This is a genomic window from Paenibacillus rhizosphaerae (genome assembly GCF_014192015.1).
In the GTDB taxonomy this organism is placed as follows: domain Bacteria; phylum Bacillota; class Bacilli; order Paenibacillales; family Paenibacillaceae; genus Paenibacillus_AQ; species Paenibacillus_AQ rhizosphaerae.
In genome coordinates this window covers 196037-211666 of the sequence record NZ_JACHXJ010000005.1, presented here as the reverse complement: position 1 = coordinate 211666, position 15630 = coordinate 196037, and the positions used below count along the sequence as shown (strand labels likewise).

At 56.5% G+C, this 15630-nt stretch carries 17 protein-coding genes and 2 pseudogenes; 5 read left to right on the top strand and 14 right to left on the bottom strand.

Features of this window, described 5'->3' with window-relative positions; genetic code table 11:
- The first annotated feature begins 16 nt into the window (after positions 1–16).
- Positions 17–925, top strand: coding sequence for a phosphotransferase (locus tag FHS19_RS26440; protein WP_183584777.1), 909 nt, complete (start codon positions 17–19; stop codon positions 923–925).
- A gap of 79 nt (positions 926–1004) precedes the next feature.
- On the opposite strand, the pseudogene FHS19_RS26435 reads toward FHS19_RS26440, so the two are convergent.
- Positions 1005–1321: pseudogene (locus FHS19_RS26435) on the bottom strand (MGMT family protein).
- Positions 1318–1521, bottom strand: coding sequence for a hypothetical protein (locus FHS19_RS26430; protein ID WP_183584776.1), 204 nt, complete (start codon positions 1519–1521; stop codon positions 1318–1320). Before FHS19_RS26430 ends, FHS19_RS26435 begins: the two are co-directional and overlap by 4 nt.
- Positions 1522–1633: 112 nt before the next feature.
- On the opposite strand from FHS19_RS26430, the pseudogene FHS19_RS26425 reads away from it, so the two are divergent.
- A pseudogene (locus tag FHS19_RS26425) lies at positions 1634–2095 on the top strand (zinc-binding dehydrogenase); the annotation flags it as partial.
- 93 nt (positions 2096–2188) lie between these two features.
- Here the strand turns inward: FHS19_RS26425 and FHS19_RS26420 are convergent.
- From FHS19_RS26420 to FHS19_RS26370, 11 genes are all read right to left on the bottom strand, one after another.
- Positions 2189–3049, bottom strand: coding sequence for an AraC family transcriptional regulator (locus FHS19_RS26420; protein ID WP_183584774.1), 861 nt, complete (start codon positions 3047–3049; stop codon positions 2189–2191).
- 280 nt (positions 3050–3329) lie between these two features.
- Positions 3330–3698: a YuzC family spore coat inner layer protein gene (locus tag FHS19_RS26415; RefSeq protein WP_183584773.1), complete on the bottom strand. Its 369-nt coding sequence runs from the start codon at positions 3696–3698 to the stop codon at positions 3330–3332.
- Positions 3699–3768: 70 nt separating this feature from the next.
- Entirely contained in the window at positions 3769–5064 is a 1296-nt protein-coding gene (locus FHS19_RS26410) for a glycosyltransferase family 2 protein (protein WP_183584772.1), read from the bottom strand.
- Entirely contained in the window at positions 5057–5200 is a 144-nt protein-coding gene (locus FHS19_RS26405; RefSeq protein ID WP_183584771.1) for a hypothetical protein, read from the bottom strand. Before FHS19_RS26405 ends, FHS19_RS26410 begins: the two co-directional genes overlap by 8 nt.
- Before the next feature lie 21 nt (positions 5201–5221).
- Positions 5222–6097, bottom strand: coding sequence for a diguanylate cyclase domain-containing protein (locus FHS19_RS26400; protein WP_183584770.1), 876 nt, complete (start codon positions 6095–6097; stop codon positions 5222–5224).
- Between the two features lie 203 nt (positions 6098–6300).
- Complete coding sequence (locus FHS19_RS26395) at positions 6301–6663, bottom strand: winged helix-turn-helix transcriptional regulator (RefSeq protein WP_183584769.1); 363 nt, start codon at positions 6661–6663, stop codon at positions 6301–6303.
- 135 nt (positions 6664–6798) lie between these two features.
- Positions 6799–7365 carry a 6-phospho-3-hexuloisomerase gene (gene hxlB, locus FHS19_RS26390; protein ID WP_183584768.1) on the bottom strand — a complete coding sequence of 189 codons (567 nt, stop codon included), beginning with the start codon at positions 7363–7365 and terminating at the stop codon, positions 6799–6801.
- Position 7366: 1 nt separating this feature from the next.
- Positions 7367–7999, bottom strand: coding sequence for a 3-hexulose-6-phosphate synthase (gene hxlA / locus FHS19_RS26385; protein ID WP_183584767.1), 633 nt, complete (start codon positions 7997–7999; stop codon positions 7367–7369).
- 207 nt (positions 8000–8206) lie between these two features.
- A complete protein-coding gene (locus FHS19_RS26380; RefSeq protein ID WP_183584766.1) occupies positions 8207–9481 on the bottom strand; it encodes a DUF4129 domain-containing protein in 1275 nt (424 codons plus the stop codon).
- Positions 9478–10569, bottom strand: a complete 1092-nt coding sequence (locus FHS19_RS26375; RefSeq protein ID WP_246426836.1) for a DUF58 domain-containing protein — start codon at positions 10567–10569, stop codon at positions 9478–9480. The genes FHS19_RS26380 and FHS19_RS26375 overlap by 4 nt, the downstream gene beginning before the upstream one ends.
- Positions 10570–10574: 5 nt before the next feature.
- A complete protein-coding gene (locus FHS19_RS26370) occupies positions 10575–11549 on the bottom strand; it encodes an AAA family ATPase (protein ID WP_183584764.1) in 975 nt (324 codons plus the stop codon).
- A 317-nt stretch (positions 11550–11866) separates the two neighbouring features.
- Here FHS19_RS26370 and FHS19_RS26365 point away from each other — a divergent pair, with 317 nt between their 5' ends.
- Positions 11867–12496, top strand: a complete 630-nt coding sequence (locus tag FHS19_RS26365; RefSeq protein ID WP_246426835.1) for a hypothetical protein — start codon at positions 11867–11869, stop codon at positions 12494–12496.
- A 72-nt stretch (positions 12497–12568) separates the two neighbouring features.
- On the top strand, positions 12569–12934 hold the full coding sequence (locus FHS19_RS26360) for a DUF423 domain-containing protein (RefSeq protein WP_183584763.1): 366 nt from the start codon (positions 12569–12571) through the stop codon (positions 12932–12934).
- A 97-nt stretch (positions 12935–13031) separates the two neighbouring features.
- Here FHS19_RS26360 and rlmN read toward each other — a convergent pair whose 3' ends face one another.
- Positions 13032–14129, bottom strand: a complete 1098-nt coding sequence (gene rlmN, locus FHS19_RS26355; RefSeq protein WP_183584762.1) for a dual-specificity RNA methyltransferase RlmN — start codon at positions 14127–14129, stop codon at positions 13032–13034.
- Positions 14130–14460: 331 nt separating this feature from the next.
- On the opposite strand from rlmN, the gene FHS19_RS26350 reads away from it, so the two are divergent.
- Positions 14461–15525, top strand: a complete 1065-nt coding sequence (locus FHS19_RS26350; protein ID WP_183584761.1) for a bifunctional transcriptional activator/DNA repair enzyme AdaA — start codon at positions 14461–14463, stop codon at positions 15523–15525.
- Positions 15526–15630: the final 105 nt, after the last annotated feature.

The following is a 15630-nucleotide window of genomic DNA, read 5'->3' as shown; positions in this document are numbered from 1 at the left end:
GGGTGATGTTATGACGATGACGGACTTCAGGACCAGTATTGAAGAAACCTACGGCATGAGGATCCGCGAAATCAGGCGGGTAAAGGACGTATTTCGGATTCGGACCCCTCAGGGTACTTACTGCTTGAAGGGCTACGATGTTCAGGCGGAGGACGTTTTCTATATAGCCCGGGTCTTTGCCTGCCTGAACGATCGGCGGTTTACCCGAAGTCCAAAAGTGTACCCTACTACCGCGCATTCACCGATTATGGTCCATCAGGGCTCGGTATACATGCTGACGAATTGGGTACACGGAAGGCAGCCGGATTTTGGGACAACAACGGATTTGAGGAAAGGGCTGCGCGCGCTGGCCAGGTTTCACACTGCCGCCGAAGGCTTTCCTGCAGGGGAAGCCCCCGCCTCCAGGATTCGTTATTTCGATTTGGAGAAAGATGTCTCGGATTATAAGAACCTGCTCGGATACTACGAAAATACAGGCCACTTAGTCCCTCCGTGCGAAGAAGTAATCCACTGGCTGCGCGAGCCCGCCGTTCTTGCGGCGATTACAGCGGAGCAGCAGGCATCTGCTTTTATCCATGGAGATTACAACTATCCCAACTTGATTAAAGACAAACGGGGAAAGCTGCATCTGATTGATTTTGAAAACAGCTCACTGCATGTGCGAATGAAGGACTTATCCCACATTCTTCACCGCAATTTCACCTGGAACGCCAGTGGAATGCTGCGCGCCGTCGAATATTACCAGCGGCACCGGCAGCTCAGCGCCCCGGATCTTTCTTTACTGCATGCACTGCTGTCCGCACCGTATCCCGTCGTCCGAAGCATCAAAATCGGCGGAATCCAGTCCGCCGCCCGGGTCATCCCCTCCCCAGCCCGATTCATGCAATATCGAAAGGAACTGGGCGCATTGCTCGCTACCTCCTGAATTTCCGGCCGCGCTCACCCTTCATCGGGAAGGTGCGCACGCCTCGTTTAACGGAACGAAGGGAGCCTGTGCCCAGGCCTCAATCCGCCCCAGGCTGCGGATGATAGAGGTATGCTTCCAGGTCTATCCGTCCCTCGGCGTCGACCTCTACCCCCTCGCCCTTAAGATACAGCATTTGCAGCATGCGCGGCTCCTCCTCTACAATGGCGATCTCGCCTTTCGCGTTGACGACCCGGTGCCAGGGAAGTCGGTGCTTCCTGCCCAAGGAATGAAGGATGCGCACGACCTGTCTTGCCTCCGGCTCCCCGCCAGCTCGGCGATTTGCCCGTAGGTCATCACACGGCCCTCTGGTATATGCTGAATAATATGGATGACGTTCATCGTAAATGGCTTCATTGGCTTCCCCAACCTCCAAAACGGGATTCATGCTTTATACGGTCGATAAAATACCGGTACGCCGGCCTCTTCCGGGTCTCCTGCCAAATCCAGCCAAAGTGAACCCGCTCCTGGTCAAAGCCTTCGACATCCAGCATGACGAGGTTGTCTCGGAGCGGTCCGCCCAAGCTGTAAAACGAATAATCATGTCCCACCGTCACGGCGAGACCCTCCTGCAATGCGCTCTGCACGGCTCCGCCGTTATTGGTCCTGAACTCCTTTATATAAGTTTAGCTTAAGTTAGGGTAACCACAATTAAATTTATTTAAAGCCCAAATCATCGCGGTGGACGTCTCGGATGAGCGGCTGGCGAAGGCTCAGGAGATCGGTGCGACGGCGATCATTAACGGAACCCGGCAGAACACCGAGGAGGAAATCCTCGCATTGACCGGCATCGGCGTGGATGTAGCCTTTGAAGCGGCAGGCGCCCAGCCGACGTTCACCAATGCCGTGAACACGGTCAAAAAGGGCGGCGAGGTTGTTGTGATCGCGGCGTTCTCCAAACCGGCGAGCATTGATTTGATGCAGCTGATGGTGAAGGAAGCGAGCGTTACCGCCATCCTGGCCTACCGCCACATTTTCCCTGAGATCATTTCACTCATCGCAAATGGTGCTCTGGACGTCAAACAGGTGATCACCAAGAAAATCCCGCTGGACAACCTCATTGAAGAGGGCTTCGAGCTGCTGATCCAGGACAAAAGCCAGGCTAAGATGTTGACCAAAATCCAGCCGTAACGGCAGGCCGGAATGAATCGACGGCTCCCGCTGGCACAAAAGGCCGCCTCTAAAGAGGCGGCCTTGTTTGGGCTGCAGCGCTTGTACAGATCGTTACTTCACCGGAATCCAAATTTCCGAATACAGGTCCGGACTGGAAGGATCGTCGTCTGTATAAACCTCCAGCTCGGCAGTGCCGGTATATTCGTACCCGCTGGACGGGAACCATTCCGAGAAAATCCGCTTCCAGGCGCTCTGCATCGCGTCCGGCATCGGACCGCGCACTTCGAACACGGCCCATTTGGATGCCGGAATGTCCAGCTTCTCTAAGCCTTCCGGCGTCTCCTGATCGCATTCCGTCGCAATCCAGTAGTCCATCTCCTTCGATCTCACCGCGCCTTGATCAACGCATACGCCGAGCGCGCCCTTGATCTGCCCGCTGTTCACGCGGAACAACAGATCGTTGACTCCGTTCTGGTGAACCTCCTGCCACATCTTCGGAATCCCCTCGAGGTTCTGGCCATTTTCATAGGAAAAGGCCCGCTTGACTCCAACGACTTGGAACGCTTCTCTCTCCACCATATGATATTTCACCGGTTCGGCTCCTTTCAGACTCACTTGGATGACCAGGCGGTTATAAAATTGCAGCTTCCCGATCCCTTTCCGCGCCTCCGTCGGGGTGACGCCGTGCTGCTTGCGAAAAGCCTTCGAGAACGCCTCGGGAGTGTCGTATCCGTATTTGCAGGCAAGGTCGATGATTTTGGTATCCGTTCCCGTCAGCTCCTTCGCCGCGAGAGACAGCCGCCTGCGCCGAAGATAGTCGCCGACCGTAATATCGGTCAGCAGCGTAAAGGTCCGCTGAAAATGAAACGGTGACGAGTGCGCCTGCCTGGCGATCTCCTCGATAGTAATGTCTTCGTAGAGGTGGTCCTCCATATAATCGATTGCCCGCTGCAGCGATTCTACCCATGCCATAGTTCCGATCACTCCTCGTATGTCATCATAACCCCGTCATTCGCCAAATTCCTGTCATTCCGTGCTATTGCCGAACAGGTTGTCCGTTACGTTCTTCCGTTAAACTTAAGTATACAATAGGAACTCGGGGGTACAGCACCCCGTTTGGCGAAGACGGCACAAATCAAGAAGCCTGGCTGTTTGGGAACTCCGCATAGAACGTCAAATAAGCCCGGAACGCAGAGGTTTCGGGCTGCCCTAGAATATGGCTGATCATTGGATATGCATACCGTTCATTTTTTTATCTTCCCCATTTCAGAAACATGGCCAGCTTGCAGCATGGATCGGTCTCCACTAACGGGTCGACGGTAATCCCGATTCCGCTCGGGGAAAACTCGGACGAGATCTTCGACGAGCTGCTGATCGACTTCATCAGCCGGTCTACCTCCTGCTTGTTCCCGGCCTGGGCGGCTGTCATCACCTGAACGGCAAAAGAATGGTCCGACAGCCTGTTGAGAATTTTGTAGCCCTCCTCCATCAGCGGATAGTATCCCTGAATGGACTGGTTGAGGGTATCGGTCTTGATCTGCGGGTATTCACGAATCCATGAATAGTAATAGGGCCGCGGGTAATAATGGGGGCACCATCCACCGTATGAGGGATAACTCATGGCGTGATCTCCTTTCTGTAGGCACCGGTCGGTCCATTATATGCCGCGGCTGGGCAATGGTGAGAGACGCCTACCCGAAACGCTTGGTCTTATACCATTTGCTCTGTCTGCCCGTCACTTTATCGACGATCATCGACCAGAAGGCCAGCAGCGAAATGACCAGAAACAGCTGGGCATACGTGAAGTAAGACACGCAGGACAAGATGAAGTTCCTGACGTTGCTCTGTCCGATATCGGTCGCCAGCGCCAGGTTGATCTGAAGAACATAAATGTAATACATCAGAGCCCAGGCAATGACCAGATACACATACAGGTCGCTGCTGAATTGGAACGGTGATAACATATCCGGGTAAAAGAGCGCAATGATCTGGTACACGAGATTGACGATAAAAATGAGGTCGGAAACGATAATCGCCACCATGAACCAAAAATAACTGGCGGCGTAATAAAGCACTTGCAGCTTGATCCGCCAGCTGCTCCTGTTAAACAGTTGGTGGATATTGTCCACGACCACCCTGTAATTTCCCTTGGCCCAGCGCTGGCGCTGCTTCATATAAACGTCGAGCCTTTCCGGCTCCTGCTGATAGGCTTCAGCCTGCGGTGCGAGCGCGATCAGCTGGCCGCGGCCCAAAATTTCGAAGGACACCGCCGTGTCTTCCGTGATGGCGTGCTCGTCCCATCCACCGATATCCTCCATCAGCGAGCGTTTGACGATAAAATTGGTCCCGGGGATCGTTCCCAGACCGAACAGCTCCCACAGACCGGTATGATGCACCCGCTGGATCGTGATCAGCTCCAGGTTGATGAACTGCGACAGCAGGTTCTGCCCGCGGTTGCGCGCTTTGTTGCGTCCGAACACCGCACCGTAACGCTCAGGCTGCTCCATAGCTTTCCGGACCAGAAAGTAGAGGGCGTTGCGCTCGGGTGCCGCATCGGCGTCATAGACGCAGATCCAATCGCCGGTGGCTTCCTTCAGCGCGTCATTCAAAGCTCCGGATTTCCCGCCGGTGCCGGTCCTCTCCAAAATGAGCAGGTCCCTGTCTCTATAACTGGTTTTCGCCTTCAGTGCCTTCAGCTTGTCCGCGGTGCGGTCGGCGCAGTTATCGGCGATCACGATGATCTGGACTTTGTCCGGGGGATAGTACAGCTGCAGAATATGCTCCACCGTCGCGGTAATGACCAACTCTTCATTGTGGGCGGGGACCATGACCGTCACGGTCGGAAAATCGTCCAATTGCCCGCTGCGCACCAGAGCCCCCCGGTTCTGCCTGTACACAAACCGGATCGCCCCGGCCATGATGACAATCGACTCCAGCACGGCGATCCAGATCGATACGATCGACAGGAGCAGGATCACGTCAGCCACTGAAATTCCCCCGATCATATTTTTTCTTGACTTTGGCCCGGAACATCAGCGTGGCGATCGTCAGCACCAGCACCGCTGCGGCAAAAAGGATGCTGACGCCGATACATACAGGAAAAAACCACTGGGTATACGACATGCGGGCGCCCCTCCTTTCTCCTTATACATACTCACCGATCAGATCGGTCTCCGTATTGCGCTCCAATGCGGCAATGACCTCGTCGATATGTTCATATTTGCTGAACTGCTCCGGCTGGAACACGAGCGCCCCCGTGCGGACGACGAGCTTCAGCGGACTCCCGCTCCGGTCGACGGCGTCAACATTCATCATGGCCTGCTTAATCCGGGCGGTGAGCTGCTGCAAATGCTCCTGATTCGTCATCGGATACAAGACCACAAAGCGTCCCTGGTCGATGAAAAATTTATAATCCTCGTAGCGGATCTGCTTCTGGATCGTGTGCGACAGCTCGAGCAGCAGCCGGGCGTACCGCCTGGAACCGAGCGACTCTTGGACGAGCGGCAAAAATTCAATTTTAAACATCGCCATACAGAAGTCGTAGCGCTGCGGATAACGTTTGGCGAGATTGGAGTGTTTGATGACGGCATCCTCCAGGGAAAGCTTATTCCCGAGGGACGTATCGAGGTCCAACTGCGGGCTCATGTCCTTCAAATCCTCCAGCCGCTCGATCAGCCTCCGGTTCCGGATCAACCCGGAATGAATCACGGAGGCCAGGATCATGTTGGCGGGAACGAGCAGCAGCCAGGAGAACGATAAGATATCCACATGTGCATAAGTGTTCAGCCACACAAAATAACTCACAAGATAAAAGAAGACGGCCACCGCCGTAACGCCGACCGGCATAAAGAAGCCGATCAGCAGCGCAGCCAATGTCCCCAGGCTGAACAGCAGCTCCTGAGGGGTATAGGCCTGATCTGCATATACCTTGATAAAAATAAGCAGCTCCTGAATCATGATGACAAACACAAGGATGAGATAGCCTGCTTCAATGCGTCGTGTCGGCGTTTGGTCTTTCATCGGCATCCTTCCCTTACAGCAGCTACAGCAGCCAAAATTGGAATCAATTTCTAATTATTACCCCATTTACAGGCGATGTCACAAAAAAATACCCCCGCAGAGCGGCGGCTTTTTACTCAGATGCCTTGGACCCTGCGGGGGGATTGAAATTCATATTTTTTAAGCACGTGAAAAAGTCATTCCGATGAGAGAATGCAGACCTGTTAATGATCGTCCTTCCAAATGACCCGGTCCCCATAATGACTGCCCCAGTCGTACATCATCCGCAGCACCGGCATCAGCGAGCGGCCGTATTCGGTCAGCGAATATTCCACCCGGGGAGGGACCTCCGGATATACCTTCCGCGAAATCAGCTGATCGTCTTCCAGCTCCCGAAGCTGGTTGGTCAGCATTTTTTGGGTCACATTGGGGATCAGCTTCTTCAGCTCGCCAAACCGCTTCGTCCCCTCAAGCCCCAGATGCCACAATATAATCAACTTCCATTTGCCGCTGATCACGGCAAGAGTCAGTTCCTTCGCGCAATTGATTTCCTTTAGATTGATACGGTCTTTGATTTCCGTTGCCACGCTGCCACCTCCTTCTTATAGGATACTACACGATTCGCTTTTTCGCTTGATGCAAAAAAGAACCATCCCTCGGTCTGTGAGACCTTTGGGATAGCTCCTATGCGAACTGCTTGATTTGATATTTCTGGTTGAGCTTTACTCCAGGTTTGCGTGCCTGCCGAACATCTGGGAGGAACTTTGCCCCCGCTGCTCCATCAACCGGAGAATGACGGCATCGTATAAAATGATCAGCGTTTGCTCAAACAGCGATCCCATCGGCTGAATGGTCGCCTTTATTCCATTGTCCGCCGTTTGTTGATCCTTGGGCGTACCCGGGAGACGGACCGGGAGATCGGACAACCGGCCCAGCGTGGAGTCCGGGTGAATGGTTGCGGTGACTACCGCTGCTCCGATCTTCTTGGCTTTACTGGCCATGGTGACCAGGCTTTGCGTCTCGCCTGACCCGGACCCGATGACAAGCAGGTCCTCCGGGCCGATTCCCGGCGTCACCGTCTCGCCTACCACATATGCGGGAATTCCGAGATGCATCAGACGCATGGCCAGTGCCCGGCCCATCAGGCCCGACCTCCCGGCTCCCGCCACAAACACGTGTCCGGCCCCGAGAATCATGTCGGCGAGCCGATCCGCTTCTTCATCCGAAATGCGGGTAATCGATCGCTGCAGCTCCTTCGTAATTTCGAGGGCGTAATCGGCCGTATTCATCTTAGACCTGACTAACCAGCTGCTTCATCTGCGATGCCGCAGCCCGCTTGTCATCCTGACCGGTGATTCCCCCGCCCACAATGACCAGATCCGGGCCGGCCGCAATCACCTGAGGCAGCGTACTCAGCTTGATCCCGCCGGCAATGGCCGTTTTGGCGCGGTTCACCACGCGTTTGATCGTCAGCAGGTCTTCAAAGGAGCTGATGCCTGCCGCCTGGTGGTCGTACCCTGAATGCACGCAGATATAATCCACGCCCATTTGGTCAATTTCCTTGGCGCGCTGTTCCATATCCTTCACATTGATCATATCGACCATGACTTTTGTGTTTTGCTTCCGGGCTTCATCCACGGCTCCCCGGATGGTGGAGTCATCGGACACGCCGAGAACGGTGATAATGCTCGCTCCGGCCTCGGATGCCTTCATGACTTCGTATCCGCCGGCGTCCATGATTTTCAGGTCTGCCAGCACGCGCAGGGAAGGGAAGGCTTCTTTCAGTTCTTTCACCGCCCGAAGCCCCTCATTGATGACGATCGGCGTTCCGATTTCCACGATGTCTATATATTCAGCAACCTCGTTTACGATTTCCTTGGCTCCGGGAATATCAACAAGATCAAGTGCCAATTGAAGTTCCATAGTGCGTATATCTCCTTTATGATCGATTTGGTTCGTGAACCACAACCCCATTGTAGTTGCTCCATTTCGCTTGCGTAAGTAGGCACTTTATCGTAATGAAGTTACCTCGGCGTAACTATTGGATGTCCAAAGAACACAAAAAAGGCCCCCTTGAGGGGGCCCTCACGACCAAAAGTGAACGGTATCATGTTGGCCGGAGCAGGGCTTCTACTGCTCCTTTTTCCCGCCGTACCGCACGGCATTGTACCGCTCGATAAGCGTATGGACCGCTTCCGGCGCCAGGCCGGTTAAGCTCTCTCCCGCCGTAAGCTCGGCGCCGTTCTCCGCAGGAGTACGGCTCGCCCGGAACGCGTACCCTTTCTTGACCGCACGGCGGATCAGGCTCTCATAAGCCTGACGCGGGTCGCTGCCGCTGATATCCTGTTCCTTGCGGAAGCGGCGGAATCGGCGGGGCTTGGCGGCAACGCGGTCGATTCGCTCGACCTCATCCACGAAGTCCGCCGTCTCCTCGGAAATCCGCCGGATCTGCCGCAGCAGTCCGAGCCGGTAAGCGAGGCGCCGGACCCAGCTTCGGATGCGCTCCGGAAGCCAGCGCCGGAACAGCTTATACAGCAGCATCCCCAGCAACACAAGCGCGGCCAGGCAAAGAATGCCCAGAACGACATAGCCTATGACTTTCAGCCACATCGGGTGCTGCACAGGACCCTGATCCATTCCGGACAGATCGGGCATCATCGGATCGGCCGGTGCTTGCGGGGGCTGTTCCACAGACTGTCCGTCTCCTCCCAATCCTTGAAGGAGAGACCGGAGGCCGTCCCGCAGGAACAGGAAGATCGAACTAAGGCCCTTCCATCCGCTGAGCAGGGCGATGACGACAATGACGATCCACGTCATTGAGCGGTTTGCCGTCAGGATCCGGCCGAACAGCTGGCGGTCGGCCTGCTCGGCGTGCGAGGCGTCCCGGACCCGCTCGCCGTTCATGCGCAGCAGGAGGGCGAACAGCGTGATCATGGCCATCACGTACAGCGACGTGCGGTGCGGATGAAGGGCGCCGACCTGGCCGGCCGTAATGTACAGCACAAGCGATGCGCCAAGGCCGATCAGCGGCAGCCGCTGCACCGCTGTCTTCCACCACTGCTTGCGCCCGGCAATCAGCCCGCGGATCGCAGCCGCCAGCAGGGCCAAAGCGGCCAGCGCCGCGGCGAGCCGCAGGCCGAACACGGCCAGGGGCAGCAGGACCGCGGCCGCCAGCAGGATGGGCGTCCACAGGCGGCCGCCCCGGCTGCGGGACTGCTCCCGCCCGGCCAGTACGCCTGCCGCATGTACGGCTCCCGCGAGCAGCCAGATGAGCAGCGGATGGAGCGGCAGCACATATGCCGCAAGCAGCACGGCCACGGGGTACAGCGAAGCGGACTCGAGCAGCGAGAAGTACAATGCTTCCCCGGCTCCCCGGTAACGGGCTTGCGCTTGCTGACGTATCATACCGCCGCCTCCCTCGCATCCGGCCATTCCGCAACCGATACGCGGTGGCCTTTGTTCTCGAGTCCGTGGATGCTCTCCCGGACCGCTTCAGACAGATGGGCCGTTATGAGCAAATAATCGACCCTCTCTTCCTGCTCGCGCTCCGCTTCCAGGCGCAGCAGCTCGTGGAATGACATCCGCGTCTTCATATCCACACCGGCCATCGACTCCAGCACATTCTCCAGATGGGCCATGCCGTAATCCGGGTCGAGCCGGAGCATAGCCTGGCTCTCCGGATTGACCGAGGCATTATGGGTGAAGCCGGCGGCCATGCCCTGGTGGATCAGCGAAGCCGCACAGGTGGCTGCGTAAGACAGCGCATCTTCGACCGTCTCCGGCCGGGTCACCACGTTCCACATCTGCTCGGACACCTCGATGTTCAGGCAGATCATGACCCGCGGATCGGCGGTATAGCCGTGCTTGTGCACCTGAAGCTCCCCCGTTCTGGCGGTGGCTTTCCAGTGGATCCGGTTCATCGGGTCTCCCGCGGCGTATTCCCGGATTCCGGTGATGAGAAACGGATCCTCAACGACCCAGCGCCGCACCGCTAGCTCCCCCTGCCAAGTCTTCCAAGAGGACGGCAGCTGATCATCGCCCAGCAGCTCCGGGTAGACGACGAGCCGTTTGCTGAGCGTAATTTGCCGTGACGGGGTGTAGACCGCAAACAGGTCCCCGCCGGTCATCGTGGCCGAGTCCATCCGGTAGATCCCCCGGCGGGTACACTGGATTTGATGCGTCCGGGTAATCCGGGTCCGGGGACGAAGCATAAATAAGCTCGTATGATTCTGATAAATATTCCCCTCGCTGATAGAGGTTTCCCGGCTGCGCTTAAACATCAGGGACGAGGGAAGCATCGCTTCCAGGCGCAGCCAGGGCACCGGAAACATTTTGCCGTTTTCGATCACCTCGACCATTTCAATCCGGTCCCCCACGTAACAGGTTTCCGTGCTGAAATGGCGCTCGTACGTCAGTTTCCGCAGCGATCCCCTGCCCAGGATCAGGCCCTGCAGCACCAACACCCCGCCGCAGGCCAGAAGCAGCCACAGCATCGCCATTATCTCACGCCGCTTTCCAGTCCCGCTTCGCTGGGAACTGCGATATGATCCAGCACCTCAAGCAGAATGCGCCGGGCGGCCTCCTGCTGCCCGCCGTAGCGCTTCTTGAGCACCAGTCTGTGAGCGCAGACCGGCACCAGCAGATGCTTAATGTCATCGGGAAGTACGTACTCCCGTCCATTCAGCGCAGCATAAGCCTGCGCCGCGCGCAGCAGCGCCTGGGTTCCGCGGGGGCTGATGCCAAGAGCCACTTCCGCATGGACACGGGTCGCTTCGGCCAGAGAAACGATGTATCCCATCAAGTCCTCGCTCACGTTCACCTGCGCACACAGCTGCTGGGCTTCCAGCACCTCGTCGGCCGTTGCCGTGCGCTCGGCCCGCTCTGCGGTTAGCCCGGCCGGTCCCTGCGTCCGCTTCAGAATCTCCTTCCCTTCCGCTGCGGATGGATACCCCAGCTTCATGCGGATCATAAAGCGGTCCATCTGGGCTTCGGGCAGCGGAAACGTGCCCTGGTTATCGACCGGGTTCTGGGTGGCCAGCACCATAAACGGCCGCTCCAGCGCCATCGTCTGCCCATCAATGCTGACCTGCCGCTCCTCCATACACTCCAGGAGGCTGGACTGGGTTCTGGGTGTGGCCCGGTTAATTTCATCCGCAAGCACGATCCGCGAGAACAGCGGACCCGGGCGAAACTGAAATTCGCCGTCCTTCTGGTTGTAGAAATGGATGCCCGTCAAATCCGACGGCAGCAGATCCGGGGTAAACTGGATCCGTTGAAAGCTGAGCGACAGGGACGCCGCCAGACTTTTGGCAAGCAGCGTTTTACCGGTCCCCGGTACATCCTCCAGCAGCACATGTCCCGACGCCAGCAAGGCCGTCAGCAGCAGCTCCACTTCTTCCTCTTTGCCGACAATGACTCTCCCGATATTCTCTTTCAGTTTTACAGCCAACTCGCGAACTTGATTCACCTGCATTGCATTCCCATCCTCTCCTGTAGGACTGCCTGCACTTTAGGCTAAGGCAATCTACGGTTTATGATTAAAGCGTTTACAAGTGTCTTTGATGCCCCCGGCAGGCTGGGCCTTTACGCGGGAACTGTTCAGCTATCGATCTTCCGGCAGGGCCGTTCTCTATTACCGGACGGTTTTGCTATATTTTATCACCGAAAGGATCATTAATCACCTACCAGGCGTAAAACGCCCTATTTTTTGCCCCTCCAAGACAGTTGTCCCTCACAAAATCCGGCAAACATCACTAGGATGAACCATACCACAGACAAAGGATGGTTGATATGAGGAGGTATCTTAAAAGCCACGGCTGCGGTTATGCCCGCCGGCATATGGCAGGACGACGGAAGAGGCACTCTCGTCCACGGTCACAGGGCAAGCTCATCGTCAGCATCGTCCGAGGTGAAAAACGGCTGACGACCAAAGTTCCGCTCCGCAGGTTCGATAAGTTCGTGTTTGTCATTAACGATCAGTTCACAAACGCCCCGAATACGACGCAGATTGCCAGCGGTGCAGGCCACAGCAGCGCGTCGGGAAGCAACGCGGCCATCGGATCCCCGAATACGGACCAGCAGGTCAGCGTCGGCGCCGGAGGAACCGCCGATAACATCAGCTTCCTCCGCGAGTCCACTCACAGCTGCCGTGGGAAGCGGAGACGCTCGCGCCGCCGGAAGAAGGAAGCCATCTTCGTTCTTAATCACCAGCGGGTTCAAATCCCGGAGGGAAGCGAAGAAGCTGCCGCCACTCAAATTGCCAGCGGCTCCGGCACACACAGCACGAGCGGTACGAACTCCACCATCGACAGCCCTTGCACCAGACAGCAGGACTCGGTCGGCGGCGGTCCCGGGGCGAGCGGCATGAACAAGTTTGTGAAGAAGCAAAGACGGAGTCACCGTATCCGCCGGTATTATTAAGAAAACAGACCGAATCCAAGCCGTTGACGGCCGCCGCGCCAGAACGTATGATGACGCTTAGAGGTGATGGATGTGAATACGCTGCTCATTCTGGGCGGAATCATGATGTTTCTGGCCGTGGCCATCGGCGCATTCGGGGCGCACGCCCTGAAGGATAGACTCGATGACAACCGGCAGAAAACCTATCAGACGGGAGTCCAATATCATTTGGCTCACGGTCTTGGCCTGCTGCTGATGGGTCTCTTTGCCCCATCCGCCGCACATTCAGGCACCATCCAACTTGCAGGATGGCTGCTGTTTGCGGGAATTCTATTATTCTCGGGGAGCCTGTACGCGCTGAGCGTGACCGGCATCCGCAAGCTGGGGGCGATTACGCCGATCGGCGGGTTGGCCTTTTTGGCGGGATGGGTCGTATTTATCGTGGCTGTGGCTGGCTAACCGATTGAGGATAGGGCTGTTCCGCCTAAGATGCCCTTGGACATGACAAAAGCCTGCAGATTTGCAGGCTTTTTCGTGTTTATTCATGTTTTCGGCCTCAACCGTTTACCGCACTGGCCTGGCTCGCACCTCTGCCGTTTTCCTTGCGGATTTGCTTGCTGCGCAGTTGTCCGCAGGCCGCATCGATGTCGGTTCCATGCTCCAGCCGGACGCTGACGCTGACCTGGTTCTTTTTGAGCGTGTCATAGAAAGCCAGGATCGACTCCTGCGCGCTTCTCTGATATTGGCTGTGCTCATCGACCGGGTTGTACGGGATCAGGTTGACGTTGACCAGCTGTCTGCGGTCACCGATCAGCTCCGCCAATTCAGCCGCGTGTTCCCTGCCGTCATTGACGTCCTTGAGCAAAATGTACTCGAGCGTCACTCTGCGCTTCGTTTTGGCCAGATAGTAATCCATGGCCCCCAAGACCTCCTCAATCGGATAAGCCTTGTTAATCTTCATAATCCGGGTTCTCAGCTCATTGTTCGGTGCATGCAGCGAAATCGCCAGATTCACCTTCAAATCGCGGTCGGCAAATTCCATAATTTTCGGAGCCAGCCCGCTGGTCGATACGGTAATATGGCGTCCGGCAATCGCCAGCCCTTTGCGGTCCTTCACCACATTGATGAAGTCGACCATGTTCTCGAAATTATCAAACGGCTCCCCGATGCCCATCACCACAATATGGCTGACCAGGTCGCCCGGCTTGTTCTGGTCCAGGAACAGCTGCACCTTCATGAGCTGCTCCACAACTTCCCCTGCCGACAGGTCCCGGCTTTTCTTCAGCAGTCCGCTCGCGCAGAAGCTGCAGCCGATGTTGCAGCCGACCTGGGTTGTCACGCAGACGGAAAGGCCGAACTTATGGCGCATCAGCACCGTTTCGATCAGGTTGCCGTCCTGCAATCGGAACAAGAATTTAACCGTCCCGTCGGCCGACTCCTGCTTCACATGCTCTTCGAGCGTCTGGATGACATAGTGCTCCGCAAGCAGCTTCACACAGTCCGGATTGGCATTCGTCATGTCGGCAAAATCGGTGACCCGTTGCACATATAGATAGTCCCACACCTGAGAGGCGCGGAATGGTTTATGTCCATATTCAAGCAGCCATGCAGACAGCTGATCGAACGTTAATCCATAGATGGATGGTTTATTCATCGTTTTTCCTCTTTTCAAAAGCTTTAAAATGCACGTTATCTAGATTGAACTAAAGTTTGCCCTATAACATTCATTTCTTTAGTTCATTCTATGTATCTCTACTTTACCAGATCCGGCAGGCAATCTGTCTATTATTGTCCCAAATTTTTTTTGTTAAAACAAGGGATGCGGCAGGAGTTTTGCCACGGGATAGGCATCTGGCTGCGCAATTATCGCATCCTGTTGATAAAGAACAAACTTTTTAAAAATCAGTGCCCGATTTTCGGCGGCGGGAATCCGCGGGGCTGGACTATAATAAGAAAAAAGCATGCTAAAAAAGAGGAGGCCGGTCATGATTACGGCTGAACATAAAGTGGAGTATTATCAGGCGCTGCTCGATAAAAAATCGGAGTACGAGGGGATTTTCTATGTCGGGGTCAAAACGACGGGAGTGTTCTGCCGCCCGACGTGCCCGGCCAGAAAGCCCAAATTTGAAAACTGTGAGTTTTACGAGACCGCGCAGGAGGCGCTGCTCGCGTCCTTCCGGCCCTGCCAGCGCTGCCGCCCGCTGTCCCCTCCGAATCACGTCTCGACGGTCGTTCAGAAGCTGGTTGAAGCCGTCGAGACCTATCCGGAAAAAAGGTGGAAGGAACAGGACTTTGATGACCTCGACATCGACGCCTCGACGGCGCGGAGGCAGTTCAAAAAACGGTTCGGCATGACCTTTGTGGAATATGCCCGCGCCCGCCGGATGGGGCTGGCATTCAAGCAGATCCGGTCCGGCCAGGCGGTGATCGACGCCCAGCTGTCGAGCGGATATGAATCCGGAAGCGGATTCCGGGACGCCTTCTCCCGCATTATGGGGGCGGCGCCGGCGAAATCCGCAGACAGCCGCATCCTGCGCGCGGCGTGGATCGATACACGCCTCGGCCCGATGGTCGCGATTGCCGACGAGAAGGCGCTGTACCTGCTGGAGTTTGTGGACCGGCGGGGCCTCGAGCGCGAAGTGGAACGGCTGCGACAGCGGACGAAATCGGCGATCATCCCGGGCGCCACCGCTCCCATACGGTCCATCGAGCAGGAGCTGACGGCTTATTTTGACGGGAGTCTGTCCGTATTCACCACACCGCTGCATTTGATCGGCTCCCCGTTCCAGAAGTCGGTCTGGGCGCAGCTGGTGCAAATACCGCCGGGCGAGACCCGTTCCTACTCCGGGCTGGCCGGGGCTCTAGGCAAACCAATGGCCTTCCGGGCCGTGGCCCAGGCCAACGGCGCCAATCCGCTCGCCCTCGTCATCCCCTGTCACCGCGTCATCAATGCAAGCGGCGACCTAGGCGGTTACGGCGGCGGACTGACGCGTAAAAGCTGGCTGCTTCAGCACGAGAAGCAGCTTATTTCAAACCAGCGGCAGCATTGATCCAAAGCGTTCCCTGCTTAGAATAAAGCACGCCGATATCGAAAAACAGGAGTCCCCTGCAGGTCCAATGACCGCTCGGGCACTCCTGTTTGCTTTTTCGGCGCA

Bases quoted from the DNA above. Each gene is read 5' to 3' on its own strand.
- FHS19_RS26350 (WP_183584761.1), top strand. From the start codon at position 14,461: ATGATTACGGCTGAACATAAAGTGGAGTATTATCAGGCGCTGCTCGAT.
- FHS19_RS26400 (WP_183584770.1), bottom strand. From the start codon at position 6,097: ATGAAAGACCAAACGCCGACACGACGCATTGAAGCAGGCTATCTCATC.
- FHS19_RS26440 (WP_183584777.1), top strand. From the start codon at position 17: ATGACGGACTTCAGGACCAGTATTGAAGAAACCTACGGCATGAGGATC.
- hxlA (WP_183584767.1), bottom strand. From the start codon at position 7,999: ATGGAACTTCAATTGGCACTTGATCTTGTTGATATTCCCGGAGCCAAG.
- FHS19_RS26375 (WP_246426836.1), bottom strand. From the start codon at position 10,569: ATGCTGTGGCTGCTTCTGGCCTGCGGCGGGGTGTTGGTGCTGCAGGGC.
- hxlB (WP_183584768.1), bottom strand. From the start codon at position 7,365: ATGAATACGGCCGATTACGCCCTCGAAATTACGAAGGAGCTGCAGCGA.
- FHS19_RS26365 (WP_246426835.1), top strand. From the start codon at position 11,867: ATGAGGAGGTATCTTAAAAGCCACGGCTGCGGTTATGCCCGCCGGCAT.
- FHS19_RS26370 (WP_183584764.1), bottom strand. From the start codon at position 11,549: ATGCAGGTGAATCAAGTTCGCGAGTTGGCTGTAAAACTGAAAGAGAAT.
- FHS19_RS26420 (WP_183584774.1), bottom strand. From the start codon at position 3,049: ATGGCATGGGTAGAATCGCTGCAGCGGGCAATCGATTATATGGAGGAC.
- rlmN (WP_183584762.1), bottom strand. From the start codon at position 14,129: ATGAATAAACCATCCATCTATGGATTAACGTTCGATCAGCTGTCTGCA.
- FHS19_RS26415 (WP_183584773.1), bottom strand. From the start codon at position 3,698: ATGAGTTATCCCTCATACGGTGGATGGTGCCCCCATTATTACCCGCGG.
- FHS19_RS26405 (WP_183584771.1), bottom strand. From the start codon at position 5,200: ATGTCGTATACCCAGTGGTTTTTTCCTGTATGTATCGGCGTCAGCATC.
- FHS19_RS26380 (WP_183584766.1), bottom strand. From the start codon at position 9,481: ATGATACGTCAGCAAGCGCAAGCCCGTTACCGGGGAGCCGGGGAAGCA.